A 16,680-nucleotide genomic window follows, 5' to 3' on the forward strand; every position below is an offset into this window, starting at 1 on the left:
TGGCGCGGACAGGATTGTCGGTGCCTGAAAAGATGGCGGACAGGAGCCGTGAACAAGGGGCCAGAAAAAAAATGGCCGGGCATGGAGCCCGGCCGAACCGAAAATGCGTGGGCTCTTTCGGCCCTATTTGTCCACGATCGCGCAGTCCGGGTTGGGACACCACCATTCGTCCTTGTCGCCGGTGATGGCCTTGACCTCGCCCTCTTCGAGCATCGCGGCCGTTTGGCCGTTGAGTTCCTTGCACTTGCGGCCGGAAAGCTTCTTCGTCGTGTCGCCTGATATGGACAGGGGCTTTTCCTGTTCGTTCGTCATGGGAGACCTCCTTGGTTTCTTCTGTACGGACTATAGCCGCGGGGGAGCACGCTGACAACATGGTCCGGGTGGGGCCGCCGGGTGCTTTCTTCGTATGGGTGCTGATGATATGCTGCGCGCTGTGGGTATGATGCCCTGTTTGAGTCTTCATGGATTTTCATATATCCACGTCTCATGAGCGGAATGCGACTACATATTTTCACGCCCTGCATCCTCTGCGCGCGGACGTCCCTGGGCCATGGACGGCGGCAAGGGCCGGGACACCCGTGCATCCCCTGCGCACCGACGCCCCTCGTGTTTTGCCGACTTGTTTTGGAGATGGCGTGAACCGGGAGCGGACCATCCTGGTCGTCGATGACGACGAGGGCGTTCGCCAGGTCCTGCAGGATCTGCTGGCTTCTGTCGGGTACAGGACGGTCTTTGCGGGCGACGGCGAGGAGGCTCTGCTCAGGCTTGAGAATGGGGATGTGGACCTCGTCGTGTCCGACGACAAGATGCCCGGCATGAGCGGGCGCGAGCTGCTTTGGGAGTGCGTGCGGCGCTGGCCCGGGCTGCCTGTCGTGCTGTTGACCGGGTACGGCACCGTGCCCGAGGCTGTGGAGGCCATCAAGGCCGGGGCCGTGGACTATCTGCTCAAACCCTTCGACGGTCGGGAGTTGCTCGGCAAGATCGCGTCCATCCTCGCGGTCCGGGACACCCGTGCCTGGATCGGGGGGCGCGGGCTGCTTGCCGAGGAGCTGTGGGGCGGGAAGAGTCCGGCCATGCAGCGCTTGTGCAAGCTCATCGAACGCGTCGCACCGACGGAAGCCACGATCCTCCTGCTTGGCGAATCCGGCACGGGCAAGGAGAAGATCGCGGGCCTCCTGCACCGTCTGAGCCAGCGCGCGTACGGGCCGTTCGTTGTGGTGGACTGCGGCTCCACGCCGTCCACCCTGCTCGAAAGCGAGCTCTTCGGGCATGCCAAGGGCGCCTTCACCAACGCTTTCAAGGACAAGAAGGGACTCGTGGCCGAGGCTCACGGCGGGACCCTTTTCCTTGACGAGATCGGCAACATCTCCTCGGAGATGCAGCTGCGGCTTCTGCGCTTCCTGCAGGAGCGCCGCATCCGCCGCGTGGGCGACGTGTCCGAGACGCCCGTCAACTGCCGGGTCATCGCCGCCACCAACGCGGACCTGGCCGAACTGGTCCGGCGCGGGGAATTTCGCGAGGACCTCTACTACCGCCTGAAGGTAATCGCCATCCAGGTGCCCCCGCTGCGCGAGCGTAAACCCGACATTCCCATCCTGGCCGAACGCTTCCTGCAGATGTTCGCCGAGGACGGGCGCGTCCGCAAACTCGACCCCGAGGTGGCCGAGGCCATGCTCGACTATGCCTGGCCCGGCAATGTCCGCGAACTTCGGAACATGCTCGAGGCGGCCGTCATCCTGTCCTCGGACGGCGTCATCCGCATGGAGGACATGCAGTTCGAGGAAACCGACCTGGACCTCCCGCTGCCCGGCAACGTGCTCTCCCTTGAGGACAGCGAACGGCAGGTCATCGTCAGCGCCCTGGAGAAAAGCAACTGGGTGGTCAAGGACGCCGCCGACCTGCTCGGCATCAGCCGCCGCACCATGCATTACAAGATCAAGAAATTTGGCATCGAGACGGGCAGAAGGGCAAGTTAGCCTTGCCCGGACATCGCGGCACGTAGTCCCGAGCGAGCCCGCACGTCATTCCCACGAAGGCGAAAATTCATGTCTCCTCAGTGGTTTACAGAAGCACTTGTTCTTCTTCAACGGGGTGACGGCTTGTTCGGGGCTTCCCGGTTCGCGCCTCCCCTGCGTTCAAATTGGTCGTCGTCTCCAATCATTGTCATCTTCTTCGGAATGATTACCAAATGACAACTCGATTGGAGGGATGATCATGAAAAACATGCAGACTCTGAAACATTTCATGCGCTATTTCGAGCCTCATTGCGAGGAGCGGGACGGACGCAAGTACTGTTACGTTTCGGCCCTGGAATACCCCGAGGCCCAAGAGGCCCTGGACCTGTTCGGCGGGTACGGGTTTTTCGAAGGGGCGCCCAATTCCATCGCCCTGAAGTACGCCCACCTCGTGGAGGAAGGCGGCGATGAGCGGTGGCATCTCGGCGCGGAACAGAAACCCGGCGCGTACCCCGTTTGGGTGGCCTGGTAGGAGGGGCCGTCCGAGGCCCCTGCCTCGAGGGAGGAACCTATGCGAATACTGACCATCATGCTCATGCTCTGCCTGAGCGCTGGAGGAGTCATGGCTGCGGAATACAAGAGCGCTGTCTTTGCCGGCGGGTGTTTCTGGTGCCTCGAAGGCCCTTTTGACGGATTGCCTGGTGTCATTGAAACCGAGTCCGGCTATACGGGCGGGACCGTGCAGAACCCTACATACGAGCAGGTGTCTGCGGGAACCACGGGGCATATGGAGGCCATGCGCGTGGTCTACGACCCCGCCAAAGTCACCTTTGAAAAGCTGCTGTCCGTGTTCTGGCGCAACATCGATCCCACTGACGGCGGCGGTCAGTTCTGTGACCGCGGTCCGCAGTACCGCTCGGCGATTTTTTTCGCCGACGCCGGGGAGGAGGCCGAGGCGCGCAGGCAAAAGGCGCAGCTGGAAAAGGAAAAAGGGATGCGCATCGCCACGGAGATTCTGCCCCGGGCAGAATTCTACCCCGCCGAGGAATATCATCAGGATTATTACACGAAGAATCCCCTGCGGTACCATTTCTACCGGCAGGGCTGCGGCCGTGACCAGCGCCTCCGGCAGATCTGGGGCGCGGAAGCCGGGGGCAAGGGATGACGCTTCCGGTGCGAGAAAATGAAAGGGCCCGGTTTCCGCAACGAGCGGAAGCCGGGCCGACCTATATATAATGATGTGAGTTGGGGTTCTTGTCCCCTCAATGCTTCGAGGAGGGCGCATTGTCCCTCCCGTGTCATCGCGAGGCGCCTTCGCCGTGGCGATCCCTGCCTCGTCCGCCTTTACCCATCGGAATATCTGGATTGCTTCGTCGAAGACTCCTCGCAATGACTGGCTTTCGCAACGATCCATCCTGGTTGAGCGGGTCCAGGGTCGACCTTTCGCGACTCATAAGCCCGTGGAGGCGCAATCCGGATGAACCTTTGTTATGCAGACCTCGTGGGTAAAAATTCCCTCCTTCGCATGAACGACGCTTGTGCCCCCACCATTCACTCCTCTCTGAGTTCCGCCTCGCTCATGAAGTTGCGATCATAGCGCTGCCAGATGTCCAGAGCCATGCTCAGGGGCTTGATCATGGGCACCGTGTAGGTGTGGAAGCGCTTGGCATAGAGGTATTCCCTGAATCTCGCGACATGGGTGGACAGGCCGCGCGGGGAGACGATGAAGGGCTTGCCGATGGTGCGCCTGAATTCCACCAGCCGTTCGGGCAGGTACTCGGACAGGTAGGGCACCTGCAGGTAGATGGCGGCCATGATGACGTCGGTGTTCGGGTCCTCGGCGATGATCTCCAGGGCGCGCATGAGCCGCCGGTCGTCGCAGTTGCCGAGGAGGTCCAGCGGGTTGTTGCCGACGTTGATCAGCATCTGTTCCAGATCGTCGGGACTGGCGGCCTTGATGTTCTCGCGCAGCAGGTCCTGCAGGCGCCGCCGGGTTTCGGGGGCGAACTGGGCCAGTTCCATGCCTTCGGCCGTGATCTGGTCCGCCAGGAGCACGGCCGCGCCGCCGCCGACGCTGACCACGGCCGTGCGCTTGCCTTTGGGCCGGGGCTGGGTGGTCAGGATGGACAGCACGTTGACCATGATCTTGGGGTCTTCGGTCAGTTCCTCGATAAGGTAGAACCCGGCCTGGGAGCAGCAGGCCCGGAAGGCTTCGTGGCTGCCGGCCAGGGAGGCCGTGTGGGACATGGTCGCCTCCTTGCCGCCGCCGGAGCCGCCCTTGATGATGACTACGGGCTTTTCCGCCGCCACCTGCCGGCCGATCTCCATGAGCTTGAGGCCTTCGGACAGGCCTTCGAGGTAGATGGCGACGACGTCGATGCGCGGGTCCTGGCCCATGTGCGCCAGGATTTCCGGCACGCCCACGCTGCTGGAGTTGCCGCAGGAGACCCACTTGCCCACGCCCACCCGGTCGGCGTCGAGCATCTCCATCAGCTCCATGCCGATGCCGCCGCTTTGGGAGATGATGCCGATGCCGCCGGGTTCGCGGATGATGCCTGTGCGATGCGGCGGGATGAACATGGTGTTGAGCCCGGAGAAATTGTCGATGACGCCCAGGCAGTTGGGGCCGATGTAGCTCACGCCGTACTGCTGGCTCAGGTCCCGCAGGCGGTTTTCCAGCTCCCGCCGGCCGGACTCGGCAAAGCCGTCGCTGATGATGATGGCGCCCTTGCCCCCAGCTTGGCAGAATTTTTCGAACTCCAGCACCACGGTCTCGGAGTTGACGACGAACACGGCCACCTCCGGCACCTCCGGCAGGCTCTCCAGGTTTGGGTAGCAGCGCATGCCCTGCAGCATGTCCGTGCGCGGGTTGATGGGGTAGACCTTGCCCAGGCGGCGCAGGTTCTTGAGCACGATGCCGCCCACGGTGCCGGTGTTGGAGGCTCCGTAGATGACGATGGAGGCTGGGTTGAAGATGGTCTGCAGGCTGGCCATGGTTCCCGGGGAGATGTCGGTCCGGCTGGGGTAGTGGACGGGTTCGCCGGCGATGAGGCGGGCGTCGACGATGGCGAAACCCTTTTCGTAGACGATGACCGGGTTGAGGTCGAGTTCGTGGATCTCGGGGTGCTCGGCCATGAAGCGCGAGACGCTCATGGCCAGGCGGATGACGGCGGCCTTGTCCAGGGCCGGTCCGCGGAAGCCGTCCAGAATTTTCCCGGCCATGGTCCTGCCCAGCATGGCGCGGACATCCTTTTCTTCGAGGATGCCGATGCCCGGAGCCACGTCCGCGAAGAGTTCCACGAAGCGTCCGCCCGAGCCGATCATGGTCATGGGGCCGAAGCTCGGGTCCTGGGTGGCCCCGATGAGGATTTCCTGGCCTGCCTTGACCATGGGCTGGATCAGAATGCCGTCGATGGCGTCGACACCCGCTGCGCGGACATTCTCCATGAGCCGGTCGTAGCCGGTCTCCACGGCGCTCTGCTCGGGAAGGTTCAGCAGCACGCAGCCCAAGTCCGTCTTGTGGATGATTTCGCTGGAGACTGTCTTCATGGCCACGGGAAAACCGAGTTCCCGCGCCGTGCGCACGGCCTGCTCCCGGCTGCGGACCATGCGTCCCAGGACGGGGATGCCGTAGGCGTCCAGAAGAATCCGGCTTTGTTCGAATCCGAGCTGGGATGGTTTCATGTAGGAGTCTCCTTGGTTTGGTGTCTGCAAATCATGAGGGCGGCCAAGAATTTTTGCAAGAGGGCGCTCATTGTACCCCGTCAGCACTCGCTGCTGCGGTGTGGATGCAAAGCGCGTCAAACGCCATTATGACACGCAGATTCGGCGGAAGGAAGGCCAGACGAACGTTCATCGTTCAATATATAGTCGTTTTGGCAGGGAAAATGCCGAACTCCCTTGACCTGAAGCAAAGTTGGGAGGATACGGGCGGCAAGGTCTTTTTCGGTTTTTTGAGCTATGGCAGTCTGAACATCAGCCAACCGCGGAGGGCGGACATGAGCATGGAGATTCTGGAACTGGTCAAGCGTCGGGATCCGGGCGAAGTCGAATTTCATCAGGCCGTGAGCGAAGTCATGGAATCCATTGCGCCGGCTCTGGAGCGCAATCCCGAATACCGGCGCGCGGGGATCGTGGAGCGCATGGTCGAGCCGGAGCGGGTCGTCATCTTCAGGGTCCCGTGGATGGACGATCAGGGCGAAGTCCACGTCAACCGCGGGTTCCGGATTCAGATGAACAGCGCCATCGGACCCTACAAGGGCGGCATCCGCTTCCATCCGTCCGTGAACCTCGGCATCCTCAAGTTCCTGGCCTTCGAGCAGGTCTTCAAGAATTCCCTGACCACCCTGCCCATGGGCGGGGGCAAGGGCGGGGCGGACTTCGACCCCAAGGGCAAGTCCGACGCCGAGGTGCAGCGCTTCTGCCAGAGCTTCATGCTCGAACTCTTTCGTCACATTGGCCCCAACACCGACGTGCCAGCCGGCGACATAGGCGTGGGCGCGCGCGAAATCGGCTTCATGTTCGGCATGTACAAGAAGCTCTGCAACGAATTTACGGGCGTGCTGACGGGCAAGGGCGCATCCTGGGGCGGCAGCCTCGTCCGGCCCGAGGCCACGGGCTACGGCGCGGTCTATTTCGCCGCCGAGATGCTCGGGGCCAAGGGGAAGACCCTCGAAGGCACGCGCAGCCTGATCTCCGGTTCGGGCAACGTGGCCCAGTTCACCATGGAGAAGCTCCTGCAGATGGGCAGCACGCCGATCACCTTTTCGGATTCGTCCGGGTACATCTATGACGAGGCCGGCATCACCACGGAAAAGCTGGCCTTCATCAAGCATCTGAAGAATGTCCGCCGGGGACGGGTCAAGGAGTATGCCGACGCCTATCCCGAGGCCGTTTACACGCCCGTGGATTTCGGCCTGGGTTACAATCCCCTGTGGTCCCACAAGGCGGACTGCGCCTTTCCCTGCGCCACGCAGAACGAAATACGCGGTACCGACGCCCAGCACATGGTCGACGGCGGGGTGCGGGCCGTGGCCGAGGGCGCGAACATGCCCACCAACCACGACGGCGTGCGCATCCTCCAGGACAACGGCGTGCTCTTCGGGCCGGGCAAGGCGGCCAATGCCGGCGGCGTCTCGGTTTCGGGCCTGGAGATGACCCAGAACAGCATGCGCCTCAAATGGACCAGGGAGGAAGTGGACGACCGCCTGAAGCTCATCATGAAGACCATCCACAAGGTTTGCATGGATACGGCCGAGGCCTACGGAAAGCCCTTCAACTACGTGGCCGGGGCCAACATCGCCGGTTTCGTCAAGGTGGCCGACGCCATGCTGGACCAAGGCGTGGTCTGATCGGACTTTCCCCAGCCTCAATTTTGCAAAGCCGGTTCGCCGGCTTTTTTCTTTGCCCGGCCGCGTTGCTCGCAGGACCGGCTTTGGGTAGGCTCGCGTCCATCCCAAGGAGGAGACGACATGCCCTTCACCCCCGCGCTGCAGCTCGTGGCCCAGGATTCGGAGTTCCGCAAATTCCACGACCTTATGGCCCGCAAGGTCCAGAACATCCTCCTTGTTTCCACGGCCTACGACGCCTGGGTCATGGAGGAGGACTGCAAGCTCTCGGAACGCATCGTGTCCGAGTACCAGGGACTCAACCTGAGCCGCCCCCCGCGCCTGACCTGGGCGTCCGGCGCCGACGAGGCCCTGGCCTTCCTGGCCGAGCGGACCTTCGAACTCATCATCCTCATGCCGCAGCTGGCCGAGCGCGAGGCCCTGACCCTGGGGCGGCGCATCAAGGAGCTGAATCTCGGCATCCCCGTCTACCTCCTGACCCACCGCGAGGTCTTCCTGCCCGGCGAGAGCCCGGCCGAGGGCATCGACCGGCAGTTCGTCTGGACCGGCAACGCCGACCTGCTGGTGGCCCTGGTCAAGAACGCCGAAGACGCCATGAACGTGGACTTCGACACGAGGAGCGTGGGCATCCGCGTCATCATCGTGGTCGAGGACTCGCCGCGCTACCAGTCCTGCCTGCTGCCCATCCTGTACCGGGAGCTTGTGGTGCAGACCCAGGAGGTCATCCGGCAGGGGCTCAACCAGGAACACCGTCTGCTGACCATGCGCTGCCGGCCCAAGATTCTCCTGGCCGGCACCTTCGAGGACGGCCTGGACCTGTTCCGGAAATTCGAGCCCTATGTCCTGGGCGTCATCTCCGATGTCCGCTACCCCCGGGCCGGGCGGCTCGACCCGTCCGCGGGCGTCGATTTGCTGGCCGCCATCAAGGCCCAGCGCTTCGACATTCCGCTGCTGCTCATGAGCAACGAGCCGGAGAACGCCAGGAGGGCGCAGGACATCCCGGCCAACTTCGTCGACAAGAACTCGCCGACGCTGCTGGCCGATGTGCGGCGTTTTGTGCTGGATCGCCTGGGTTTCGGGGATTTCGTCTTCCGCGACGCAGATGGCGGCGAAATCGCGCGGGCCGGAAGCATGTTCGCCCTTGAGGAGTGCCTCAAGACGATGCCCGCCGATGTCCTTGTCCACCATTCCCGGCACAACGATTTTTCGCGGTGGTTCTTCGCCCGCACGGAATTCGAGCTCGCCGACCGCCTGCGGCCCATGAGCGAGAAGGATTTCGCCTCGCCGGAGCTTCTGCGGCAGGGCGTGCTGAAGATGGTCCGGATGCGACGGGAGCAGCGGCAGAAGGGCATCGTGGCCAATTTCAACCCCAAGGATTTCGACCCGACCACCGATTTCTTCAAGATCGGCGAGGGCTCCCTGGGCGGCAAGGCCAGGGGGCTGGCGTTCCTGTTTTCGCTTCTGAACCGTATCCCGGCCCTGCAGGACAAGTATCCCGGCGTCGAGTTCGCCATGCCCAAAACCTTGGCCATCGCCACGGAAGGCTTCGACTCCTTTGTCAAGATGAACGACCTCAAGGGGTTGGCCGAAATGGACATCCCGGACGAGGAGGTGCTGCAGGCCGTCGGGAAGGCGCGCTTTCCGAGATGGCTGCGCAACCAACTCAAGGCCTATCTGACCCAGGTGCGCCACCCGCTGGCCGTGCGCTCGTCGAGCCTGCTGGAGGACGCGCAGTTCCAGGCCTACGCCGGGCTTTACTCGACCATCATGGTGCCCAACAACCATCCGGACCTCGATACCCGGCTGGAGGAGATGATCCTGGCCATCAAGCAGGTCTGGGCCTCGACCTTCTACCAGGCGCCCAAGGCCTTTTCGCGTCGTGTCAGCCAGCGCACGGACGAGGAGAAGATGGGCGTGCTCGTGCAGCAGGTCATCGGTGAGGACTACGGCGGCTACTTCTACCCGGCCATTTCCGGCGTGGCCCAGTCCTACAACTACTACCCCTTCGGGCGCATGAAGCCCGAGGACGGGGTGGCGACCATCGCCCTGGGTTTCGGCAAGATCGTCGTGGACGGAGGGCAGACCCTGCGCTTCTCGCCGCGCCATCCCAACATTTTGCCCCAGTGCCCGACGGTGGAGTTGGCCCTTCGCACGGCCCAGACCGAATTCTACAGTCTGTCTCTGGAGCGCTGGCCCTGGCCGCGTACGGACTTTTCCCTGGTCCGACGCAACATCGTCGAGGCCGAGGCCACGGGCCCGCTACCGCTCGTGGCCTCGACGTTCCTTCCCGAGGAAGGGCGCATCCGCGACACGGCTTCCATCCCGGACCGGCCGCGGGTGCTCCTCTTCGCCCCGGTCCTCAAGCACAAAATCCTGCCCCTGGCCGAGATCCTCCAGGATGTCATGGCCGTGGCCGAGTCGGCCATGGGCTGCCCCGTGGAGATGGAGTTCGCCTGCAACCTCTACCCCGGCAAGGAGCGCAAGCCCGTGTTTTCGCTCCTGCAGCTGCGCCCCATGTCGGCGCGGGCCGACCTGAACCGCGTGACCATCAGCGAGGAGGACCGGGCTCGGGCCTTCTGCCTGTCGACCCACGCCCTGGGCAACGCCGAGAAAATGGACGTGGAGGATATCGTCTATGTCCGGCCCTCGGGTTTCGAGGTGGAGAAGACGGTGCAGATCGCGGCGGAAATCGGGCGCATCAACGCTCTGCTCATGGACGCGGGGCGCAAGTACCTGCTGGTTGGCCCCGGCCGCTGGGGCACCGCGGACCGCTGGCTCGGCATCCCCGTGGCATGGAACGACATCTGCGGCGTTGCCGCCATCGTCGAGACCGCCTCGGCCCAGCTGCGGGTGGAGCCGTCGCAGGGCTCGCATTTCTTCCACAACATCACGACGCTGGGCATCAACTACATCATGGTTTCAGGCAAGGATGGGGAGCGCTTCGATTGGGACTGGCTGGAGGCGCAGGAGGTCTCGAGCATGGACGAGCATGTCGTGCATGTCCGGCTGCGGAAGCCCATGCGCATCAAGGTCGACGGTCGGACTTCGCACTGCGCCATCATCCCCGATGACGAAGGTGGCCGGGGGCGGGAGATTATCGTCCCGCCTGCCCCGGGGTGCTGCGCGACGGGGAGCGGGGCGCAAGGTGGGCCCGGGCCGTGCGCACTATGATGTCGCCGACGCGTTCCGAAAGAGCGCTCTGCAGGCTCCAGCACTGGTAGTAGTGGGGCACGCGCAGGGTCTCTCCGGGGGCGAGGTCGACGAGTTCGCCGTTTTTCATGTGCGGTTCGGCCAGGTTGCGCGAGACCATGCCGAAGGCGCCGCCCTGGAGGATGAGCCCCTGGAAGCCGATGTTGGACGGCATGACGTGCACGGGCGGGCTGACCTCCCGGCCGAAGCGCTGCTGCAGGAATTCGTGCTGCAGGGCGTCCTTGTGGCTGAACATGACCATGGGCGCCTGGCCTGCGGCCTCGAGGTCGAAGCCGCCCGGGCAGTGCCGGGCCCGGAAGTCGGGCGTGGCCACGCAGAGGTATTCCATGTCGCCCAGATCGCGGGTCGCCAAACCCTGGAAATTTGCCGGGGTCGAGGTGATGGCGCCCTGCACCTCGCCCGAGCGCAGGTAGGCGTGGGTTACGGACTGGTCGTCGACGATGAGGTCCAGGAGTACCTTGGCCTCGGCCAGGATTTCCCGCGCGCCCGCCAGAAACCATGTGTCCAGGCTGTCGGCGTTGACGGCCAGGGATACCGTGACGAAATCGTCCGACCGTTCCGGGGCCAGTTCCTCGAAGAGGGACTGCTCCAGCATGGAGAGCTGCCGGAAATGCCGCAGCACGGCCATGCCTGCCGGCGTGGGCCGTACCGGGGCCGACCGGACCACGAGCATCTGCCCCACCCGCTCCTCCAACTGGCGGACTCGTTGGGAAACGGCGGATTGAGTCAGAAAGAGCGCGCGGGCGGCCTTTTCGAAGCTCTGTTCGGTGATGACCGCGGCCAGGGCCTGGAGGTGTTTGGTATCGAGCATAATATTTTTTTATGATGAAGAAAAATTATTCGTTTTCCTTATGTCTCGTTCTCCCTTATTGGCCAGGGCAACACAGCGCAAGGAGAACATCATGATCACGACGCCATTTCTGCAGGGCATGGGGACCGGGGCCGGCCTCATCATCGCCATCGGGGCCCAGAACGCCTTTGTGCTGAACCAGGGCCTGCACCGCAACCATCATCTCACGGTGGCGCTCATCTGCGCCATGAGCGACGCCCTGCTCATCACCCTCGGCCTGTCCGGCATGGGCGTGGTTCTGGCGCAAAGCAGCGAATTCGCGGCATGGGCAACATGGTTCGGCGCCGTGTTTCTGTTCTGGTACGGCCTGCGTTCCTTTCGTTCGGCGCTACGCTCGGGCGGTCTCGAACCGGGGGAGCGCGTGCGTATGGGCCTCGGGGCCACCGTGGCCGCCACGCTGGCCGTGACGTACCTGAATCCGCACGTCTACCTGGACACAGTGCTCCTGCTCGGCTCCATCGGCGGCCGCTACCCCGAGGCGGAGCGTTTCCTCTTTGGCGCCGGTGCGGCCACGGCCTCCCTGGCCTGGTTTCTGGCCCTGGGCCTCGGCGCGCGCCTGCTGCTGCCCTTTTTCCGCCATCCGCGCTCCTGGGCCGCGCTCGACGTTCTGGTGGGCCTGACCATGTGGGGAGTGGCCGCGTCCCTGGTGAAGGGAGCCCTGGGCGCGTAGCGTCGTCACGGGCACTTTACCCCGCAGCCTGCGGCGGCTATCACCTCCCCAACGGAGGAACGATGGCCAAGAACTACGACCCGCGCATGCACACGGCGGAACACATCCTCAATCAGACCATGGACCGGCTCTTCGCCTGCGGTCGCTGCTTTTCGGCCCACGTCAACCCCGACAAGGCCAAGTGCGACTACCATTTCGACCGCGACCTGACCGAGGTCGAGGCCCGCGACGTGGAGGCAAGGGTGAACGCCGTCATCACCGCAGACCTGCCTGTCTTCGCCGAAAACATGGCCAGGTCAGAGGCCGAGCCTCTCTTCAATCTCGAACGTCTGCCCGAAGGCGCGCCTGACGAGCTGCGCGTGGTCCGCATCGGCGATTACGACGCCTGCCCCTGCATCGGCGAGCACGCGGACCGAACCGGAGTGCTCGGCGCTTTCCGCCTGACCACCCATTCCTTCGAGAACGGCGTGCTCAGGCTGCGCTTCAAACTGGCCAGACCCGCATGACCGGGGGCGCTCTTCCCGCCCACGGGGGCAACGTCATTGCCGCGGCCAAGACTCTGGGCTGCGACCCGGAAGAGATTCTGGACTTCTCGGCCAACATCAACCCGCTGGGTCCGCCGCCCTGGCTGCGGCCGGTCGTGGCCAGAGCCTTGTCCTCGGCGGGACATTACCCCGAACCGCGCGCCGATGCCCTGCGGCGGATGGCCGCGGACCGTCTGGGGATAGGTCCGGAAAATGTGACGGCCGGGAACGGCTCCTCGGAGCTGCTGTACGCCCTGCCGCGCGTATGCAGTTCCATGGGCATCCGCCGCGCCGTGCTGCCCGTGCCGTGCTACGGCGACTACGAGCGGGCCTGCGCGGCAGCGGGCCTTGTCTGCGAGCGTCTGACCCTGCGGCCGGAAACGGGCTTCGGCCTGGACTGGGCAGGCGTCGAATCGCTGCTGGCCGATCCCGCCCTGGTCATTCTCGGCCAGCCATCAAACCCCGCCGGCGTCCTGCTCGAACCTGAGCGCATTCTCGACATGGCCGACCGGCATCCGGCAAGTTTTTTCCTGGTGGACGAGGCCTTCGCCGACTTTGTGCCCGGGCTTTTTCGGCTGGGCGCGCGCATCCGGCCGAATCTTTTCGTGCTTCACTCCCTGACAAAGTTCTTCGCCATCCCCGGCTTGCGGCTGGGGCTTGGTTACGGGGCTGCCGACGTCTGCTCTGCTGTCTGTGGGCTGCTGCCCGATTGGAGTGTCAACGTCCTGGCCCAGGCCGTGGGCGAGGAAGCGTTGCGCGACACTGATTACGCAGCCCGGACCGTGGAGACGGTCGCCAGGTTGCGGGGCCGTTTGTCGGCTGATTTCGCGGGCCTGGGGCTGACCGTCTTTCCGGGGAGCGCCAACTACCTACTGTGCCGCAGCCCAGGTCCGGACGCATCCGCCGTGCAGACCAGGCTTCTGCCGCACCGGATCCTCATCCGCAATTGCGCCAATTACGCTGGCCTGGATGCCGGTTATTTCCGGGTGGCCGTCCGGAGCGCTGGGGAAAACGAACGGCTGGTCGAAGCCCTGGAGGAAGTTTTCGGGCCCGGCAGGCGCCGGCGCAAACCGGTCCGCAGGACCCCGGCCATCATGCTGCAGGGGCTGTCCTCAAATGCCGGCAAATCTGTGCTGACGGCCGCGCTGTGCCGCATCTTCCTGCAGGACGGCCTGAGCGTCGCCCCGTTCAAGGCCCAGAACATGTCCCTCAACTCCTTCGTGACCCGTGACGGCGGCGAAATGGGGCGGGCGCAGGTGCTGCAGGCCCAGGCCTGCCGGCTTGAGCCCGATGTGCGCATGAACCCGGTGCTTTTGAAGCCCAACTCCGAGACCGGCTCCCAAGTCATCGTCCTCGGCCGGCCCGTGGGTAACATGAGCGTGGGGGAATACATCCGCTACAAGCCGGAAATTTTCGAGACCATCACCACGGCCTACGACGAACTGGCGAACACGCACCAGGTCATGGTCCTCGAAGGGGCGGGCAGCCCGGCCGAGGTCAACCTGAAGTCCCACGACGTGGTCAACATGCGTATGGCCCGCCATGCCGGGGCGCGCGTGCTCCTGGCCGGCGACATCGACCGGGGCGGGATCTTCGCCTCCTTCGTCGGCACCATGGAGGTCATGGAGGAGTGGGAGCGGGCGATGGTGGCGGGCTTTATCGTCAACCGCTTCCGGGGCAAGCGGGAGCTCCTGGGCGACGCCGTCGACTACGTCCGCCGCTTCACCGGGGTGGAGACTTTCGGCGTGGTGCCGTACCTGCATGACCTCGGCCTGCCGGAGGAGGATTCGGTCAGCTTCAAGGAGGCCCGGGCGTACGGCGGCAAGGCGGAATTGACGGTCGTGGCCGTGGATCTGCCGCACATTTCCAATTTCACGGACCTCGACGCGCTGCGAACGGAGCCGGACGTGGAGGTGCGTGTCGCCCGCGAGCCGCGGGACCTGCAGGGGGCGGACGCTGTCATCCTGCCGGGTTCGCGCAACGTGTTCACGGATCTGGACTACCTCTGGAGTTCAGGCCTGGCCCAGGCCGTGCTGGCTAGCCACGCCGAAGTCGTCGGAGTCTGCGGGGGCCTGCAGATGCTCGGGGAGCGGATCGACGACCCGCAAGGCGTGGAAAGCGGCGGCCGCCCTGCCCGTCCTCTGGGGCTGCTGCCATTGGCCACGGAGATGGCGGTCGACAAGGTGCTGTGCCAGGCGGCCTGCGTTTTCCTGCCCACGGGCGAGGAGGTGCGGGGCTACGAAATCCACCACGGCCGGACGCGAGTTCTTGATGGAGCGGTTCGTGCGTTCGTGAGCCGCGCCGACAAGGCCGTCATCGGTTGGGGCCGGACGGATGGCATGGTCTGGGGCACCTATCTGCACGGGGTGTTCGATGCCGATGTGTTCCGCCGGTCCTTCCTGGACCGCCTGCGGGTGCGCAAGGGGCTGGCCCCGCTGCGGAGCGTCCAGGCGGTCTACGACCTGGAAGCCGCCCTGGACCGCCTTGCGGGAGTAGTGCGTGAGAATCTCGACATGGAGCGGGTATACCGTCTTCTCGGGTAATTCCCGGCCTGCTAGGTGTTCCTGGTTCCGCAGCGATTGCGTCGGCGCGTGAACCCGGGTCGTCTTGACAAATGCCCCACACCGTGTTCCCCAAATCGGCCATGACCTCCCCTGTATCCGATGCGCCCGTGCCGGTTCGCGGCCGGCTGGCTCCCAGTCCTACCGGCCATCTGCACCTGGGCAATGCCTGGGCGTTCCTGCTGTGCTGGCTGGCCGTCCGTTCAGCCGGCGGGCGGTTGGTGCTGCGCATGGAAGACATCGACCCGGCGCGGTCGAAGGCGCATTTCGCCGATGCCATCATGCGCGACCTGGACTGGCTGGGACTGGACTGGGACGAGGGACCCGACGTGGGCGGCCCGTTCGGTCCGTACACGCAGAGCGAACGCCTCGGGCGCTATGCAGAGATCATCGAGACGTTGACCCGCCTGGGGCATACCTATCCCTGCTACTGCACTCGCAAGGAACTGAAGACCATGGCCTCGGCCCCCCATGCCGAGGACGTCGGGCCCGTCTATCCTGGGACCTGCCTCGGGCTTTCGGCTGATGAGCGGGCCGAACGCGAAAGGCAGGGGCGCAAGCCGGCCTTGCGTCTGCATGGGCAAACGGAGACGGTCTTCGATGACCTGGTGCATGGCGAAGTGCGGCTGGGGTGGATGGACTGCGGAGGGGACTTCCCCTTGCGCCGCTCCGACGGAGTGGTGTCCTACCAGCTGGCTGTCGCCGTGGACGACATGGATCAGGAGATAAGTCTCGTGGTCCGGGGGGCGGACATCCTGCCGTGCACACCTCGACAGATCATTCTTTTTCAGCTTCTCGGCAAGTCGGTTCCGAAATACGCGCATGTCCCCCTGGTGCTGGATCATTCCGGAGAACGCTTGGCCAAACGTCATGAAGGATGCGGGTTGGGAGCGTTGCGGGAAGCCGGCGTCTCGCCCCGCGCCATAACGGGGTACCTGGCGTATCGGGCCGGTCTGCTTGACCGCCCCTTCATGGTCGAGCCGCACGACCTGACAGCCTTGTTCGATTGGCGCAGGCTGCCTCGAAGGGCCGTAACGCTTCCTCCTGATGTTGAAGACATTCTCGCTCGATTAAAAAAATGAATGATTTCAGTATATAAAATGTTAGACGCTCGTGGTCCCGGAAAAAAAACAACGCGAAATGAATTTTTTTGTTGACGGTCGGAGTCGAGTCACATAGAGGCCTTCTTCCGCGGTGAGGAGCACTTCTCACCGCGCAAAAAGAAGCTCATTGAAAAGATCATATTTCGTCCTGGTGACCACGGCGGAGGGGCCACACCCGATTCCATTCCGAACTCGGAAGTTAAGACCTCCAGCGCCAATGATACTGCCAGTCCACTGGTGGGAAAGTAGGTCGTCGCCAGGACTTTTTTTTATCTTCCCCAAAGGGTGCAGCCATGGCAAAAAAGTGGTTGACCTGGAACGGGAGAGAGGGTTAAGAAGTTAACCCTGCCTTTGCGGAGAATGCTCAGCGAAGGAAAATTGAAAGAGCTTGAAAAAAGCGCTTGACGGTGAGTGGGTGAGTCGATAGAGACGATTTCCTCTTGCCGGTTGGGCAAGGAT

The 16,680-nt window shown here is 63.9% G+C and carries 13 protein-coding genes and 1 rRNA gene; 10 read left to right on the plus strand and 4 right to left on the minus strand.

Annotated features, from left to right (window positions below; translation table 11 throughout):
- Positions 1-123: 123 nt before the first annotated feature.
- Positions 124-312 (minus strand): hypothetical protein, encoded by a 189-nt coding sequence (locus tag G394_RS0106600; protein WP_028576983.1) that lies wholly within the window; start codon positions 310-312, stop codon positions 124-126.
- 323 nt (positions 313-635) lie between these two features.
- Between G394_RS0106600 and G394_RS0106605 the strand changes: the two genes are divergently transcribed.
- The 3 genes from G394_RS0106605 (at position 636) to msrA (ending at position 3,120) form a co-directional block, all read left to right on the plus strand.
- Complete coding sequence (locus tag G394_RS0106605; RefSeq protein ID WP_028576984.1) at positions 636-1,976, plus strand: sigma-54-dependent transcriptional regulator; 1,341 nt, start codon at positions 636-638, stop codon at positions 1,974-1,976.
- 238 nt (positions 1,977-2,214) lie between these two features.
- Positions 2,215-2,487 carry a hypothetical protein gene (locus G394_RS0106610; protein ID WP_156902493.1) on the plus strand — a complete coding sequence of 91 codons (273 nt, stop codon included), beginning with the start codon at positions 2,215-2,217 and terminating at the stop codon, positions 2,485-2,487.
- 39 nt (positions 2,488-2,526) lie between these two features.
- Positions 2,527-3,120, plus strand: coding sequence for a peptide-methionine (S)-S-oxide reductase MsrA (msrA, locus tag G394_RS0106615; RefSeq protein ID WP_028576986.1), 594 nt, complete (start codon positions 2,527-2,529; stop codon positions 3,118-3,120).
- 386 nt (positions 3,121-3,506) lie between these two features.
- Here the strand turns inward: msrA and G394_RS0106620 are convergent, their stop codons facing one another.
- Positions 3,507-5,639: an acetate--CoA ligase family protein gene (locus G394_RS0106620; protein ID WP_028576987.1), complete on the minus strand. Its 2,133-nt coding sequence runs from the start codon at positions 5,637-5,639 to the stop codon at positions 3,507-3,509.
- 320 nt (positions 5,640-5,959) lie between these two features.
- Between G394_RS0106620 and gdhA the strand changes: the two genes are divergently transcribed.
- Both gdhA and G394_RS0106630 read left to right on the plus strand, forming a co-directional pair.
- Positions 5,960-7,306, plus strand: coding sequence for an NADP-specific glutamate dehydrogenase (gene gdhA, locus G394_RS0106625; RefSeq protein ID WP_028576988.1), 1,347 nt, complete (start codon positions 5,960-5,962; stop codon positions 7,304-7,306).
- 120 nt (positions 7,307-7,426) lie between these two features.
- The gene (locus tag G394_RS0106630) at positions 7,427-10,474 is read left to right on the plus strand and encodes a PEP/pyruvate-binding domain-containing protein (RefSeq protein WP_028576989.1); all 3,048 of its coding nucleotides are present in this window, start codon (positions 7,427-7,429) and stop codon (positions 10,472-10,474) included.
- On the opposite strand, the gene G394_RS0106635 is transcribed toward G394_RS0106630, so the two are convergent.
- Positions 10,398-11,324 (minus strand): LysR family transcriptional regulator ArgP, encoded by a 927-nt coding sequence (locus tag G394_RS0106635; RefSeq protein ID WP_028576990.1) that lies wholly within the window; start codon positions 11,322-11,324, stop codon positions 10,398-10,400. The two genes, G394_RS0106630 and G394_RS0106635, sit on opposite strands and share 77 nt — an antisense overlap.
- Before the next feature lie 91 nt (positions 11,325-11,415).
- Between G394_RS0106635 and G394_RS0106640 the strand changes: the two genes are divergently transcribed.
- From G394_RS0106640 to rrf, 5 genes are all read left to right on the plus strand, one after another.
- On the plus strand, positions 11,416-12,033 hold the full coding sequence (locus G394_RS0106640) for a LysE/ArgO family amino acid transporter (protein ID WP_028576991.1): 618 nt from the start codon (positions 11,416-11,418) through the stop codon (positions 12,031-12,033).
- Positions 12,034-12,095: 62 nt separating this feature from the next.
- Positions 12,096-12,539, plus strand: a complete 444-nt coding sequence (locus G394_RS0106645) for an alanyl-tRNA editing protein (protein ID WP_028576992.1) — start codon at positions 12,096-12,098, stop codon at positions 12,537-12,539.
- Positions 12,536-15,100, plus strand: a complete 2,565-nt coding sequence (locus tag G394_RS0106650; RefSeq protein ID WP_028576993.1) for a cobyric acid synthase — start codon at positions 12,536-12,538, stop codon at positions 15,098-15,100. The genes G394_RS0106645 and G394_RS0106650 overlap by 4 nt, the downstream gene beginning before the upstream one ends.
- Positions 15,101-15,171: 71 nt before the next feature.
- Entirely contained in the window at positions 15,172-16,200 is a 1,029-nt protein-coding gene (gluQRS, locus tag G394_RS0106655; protein ID WP_245578280.1) for a tRNA glutamyl-Q(34) synthetase GluQRS, read from the plus strand.
- Positions 16,201-16,368: 168 nt separating this feature from the next.
- Positions 16,369-16,483: ribosomal RNA gene (gene rrf, locus G394_RS0106660) — 5S ribosomal RNA — on the plus strand.
- 7 nt (positions 16,484-16,490) lie between these two features.
- On the opposite strand, the gene G394_RS21515 is transcribed toward rrf, so the two are convergent.
- Positions 16,491-16,680: hypothetical protein (locus G394_RS21515; RefSeq protein ID WP_211226230.1), on the minus strand; the 190-nt coding region annotated here is incomplete at its 5' end.

Origin of the sequence: Desulfomicrobium escambiense DSM 10707 (assembly GCF_000428825.1) — a bacterium.
In the GTDB taxonomy this organism is placed as follows: domain Bacteria; phylum Desulfobacterota; class Desulfovibrionia; order Desulfovibrionales; family Desulfomicrobiaceae; genus Desulfomicrobium; species Desulfomicrobium escambiense.

Bases quoted from the DNA above. Each gene is read 5' to 3' on its own strand.
- G394_RS0106600 (WP_028576983.1), bottom strand. From the start codon at position 312: ATGACGAACGAACAGGAAAAGCCCCTGTCCATATCAGGCGACACGACG.
- G394_RS0106610 (WP_156902493.1), top strand. From the start codon at position 2,215: ATGAAAAACATGCAGACTCTGAAACATTTCATGCGCTATTTCGAGCCT.
- msrA (WP_028576986.1), top strand. From the start codon at position 2,527: ATGCGAATACTGACCATCATGCTCATGCTCTGCCTGAGCGCTGGAGGA.
- G394_RS0106620 (WP_028576987.1), bottom strand. From the start codon at position 5,639: ATGAAACCATCCCAGCTCGGATTCGAACAAAGCCGGATTCTTCTGGAC.
- gdhA (WP_028576988.1), top strand. From the start codon at position 5,960: ATGGAGATTCTGGAACTGGTCAAGCGTCGGGATCCGGGCGAAGTCGAA.
- G394_RS0106630 (WP_028576989.1), top strand. From the start codon at position 7,427: ATGCCCTTCACCCCCGCGCTGCAGCTCGTGGCCCAGGATTCGGAGTTC.
- G394_RS0106635 (WP_028576990.1), bottom strand. From the start codon at position 11,324: ATGCTCGATACCAAACACCTCCAGGCCCTGGCCGCGGTCATCACCGAA.
- G394_RS0106640 (WP_028576991.1), top strand. From the start codon at position 11,416: ATGATCACGACGCCATTTCTGCAGGGCATGGGGACCGGGGCCGGCCTC.
- G394_RS0106645 (WP_028576992.1), top strand. From the start codon at position 12,096: ATGGCCAAGAACTACGACCCGCGCATGCACACGGCGGAACACATCCTC.
- G394_RS0106650 (WP_028576993.1), top strand. From the start codon at position 12,536: ATGACCGGGGGCGCTCTTCCCGCCCACGGGGGCAACGTCATTGCCGCG.
- gluQRS (WP_245578280.1), top strand. From the start codon at position 15,172: ATGCCCCACACCGTGTTCCCCAAATCGGCCATGACCTCCCCTGTATCC.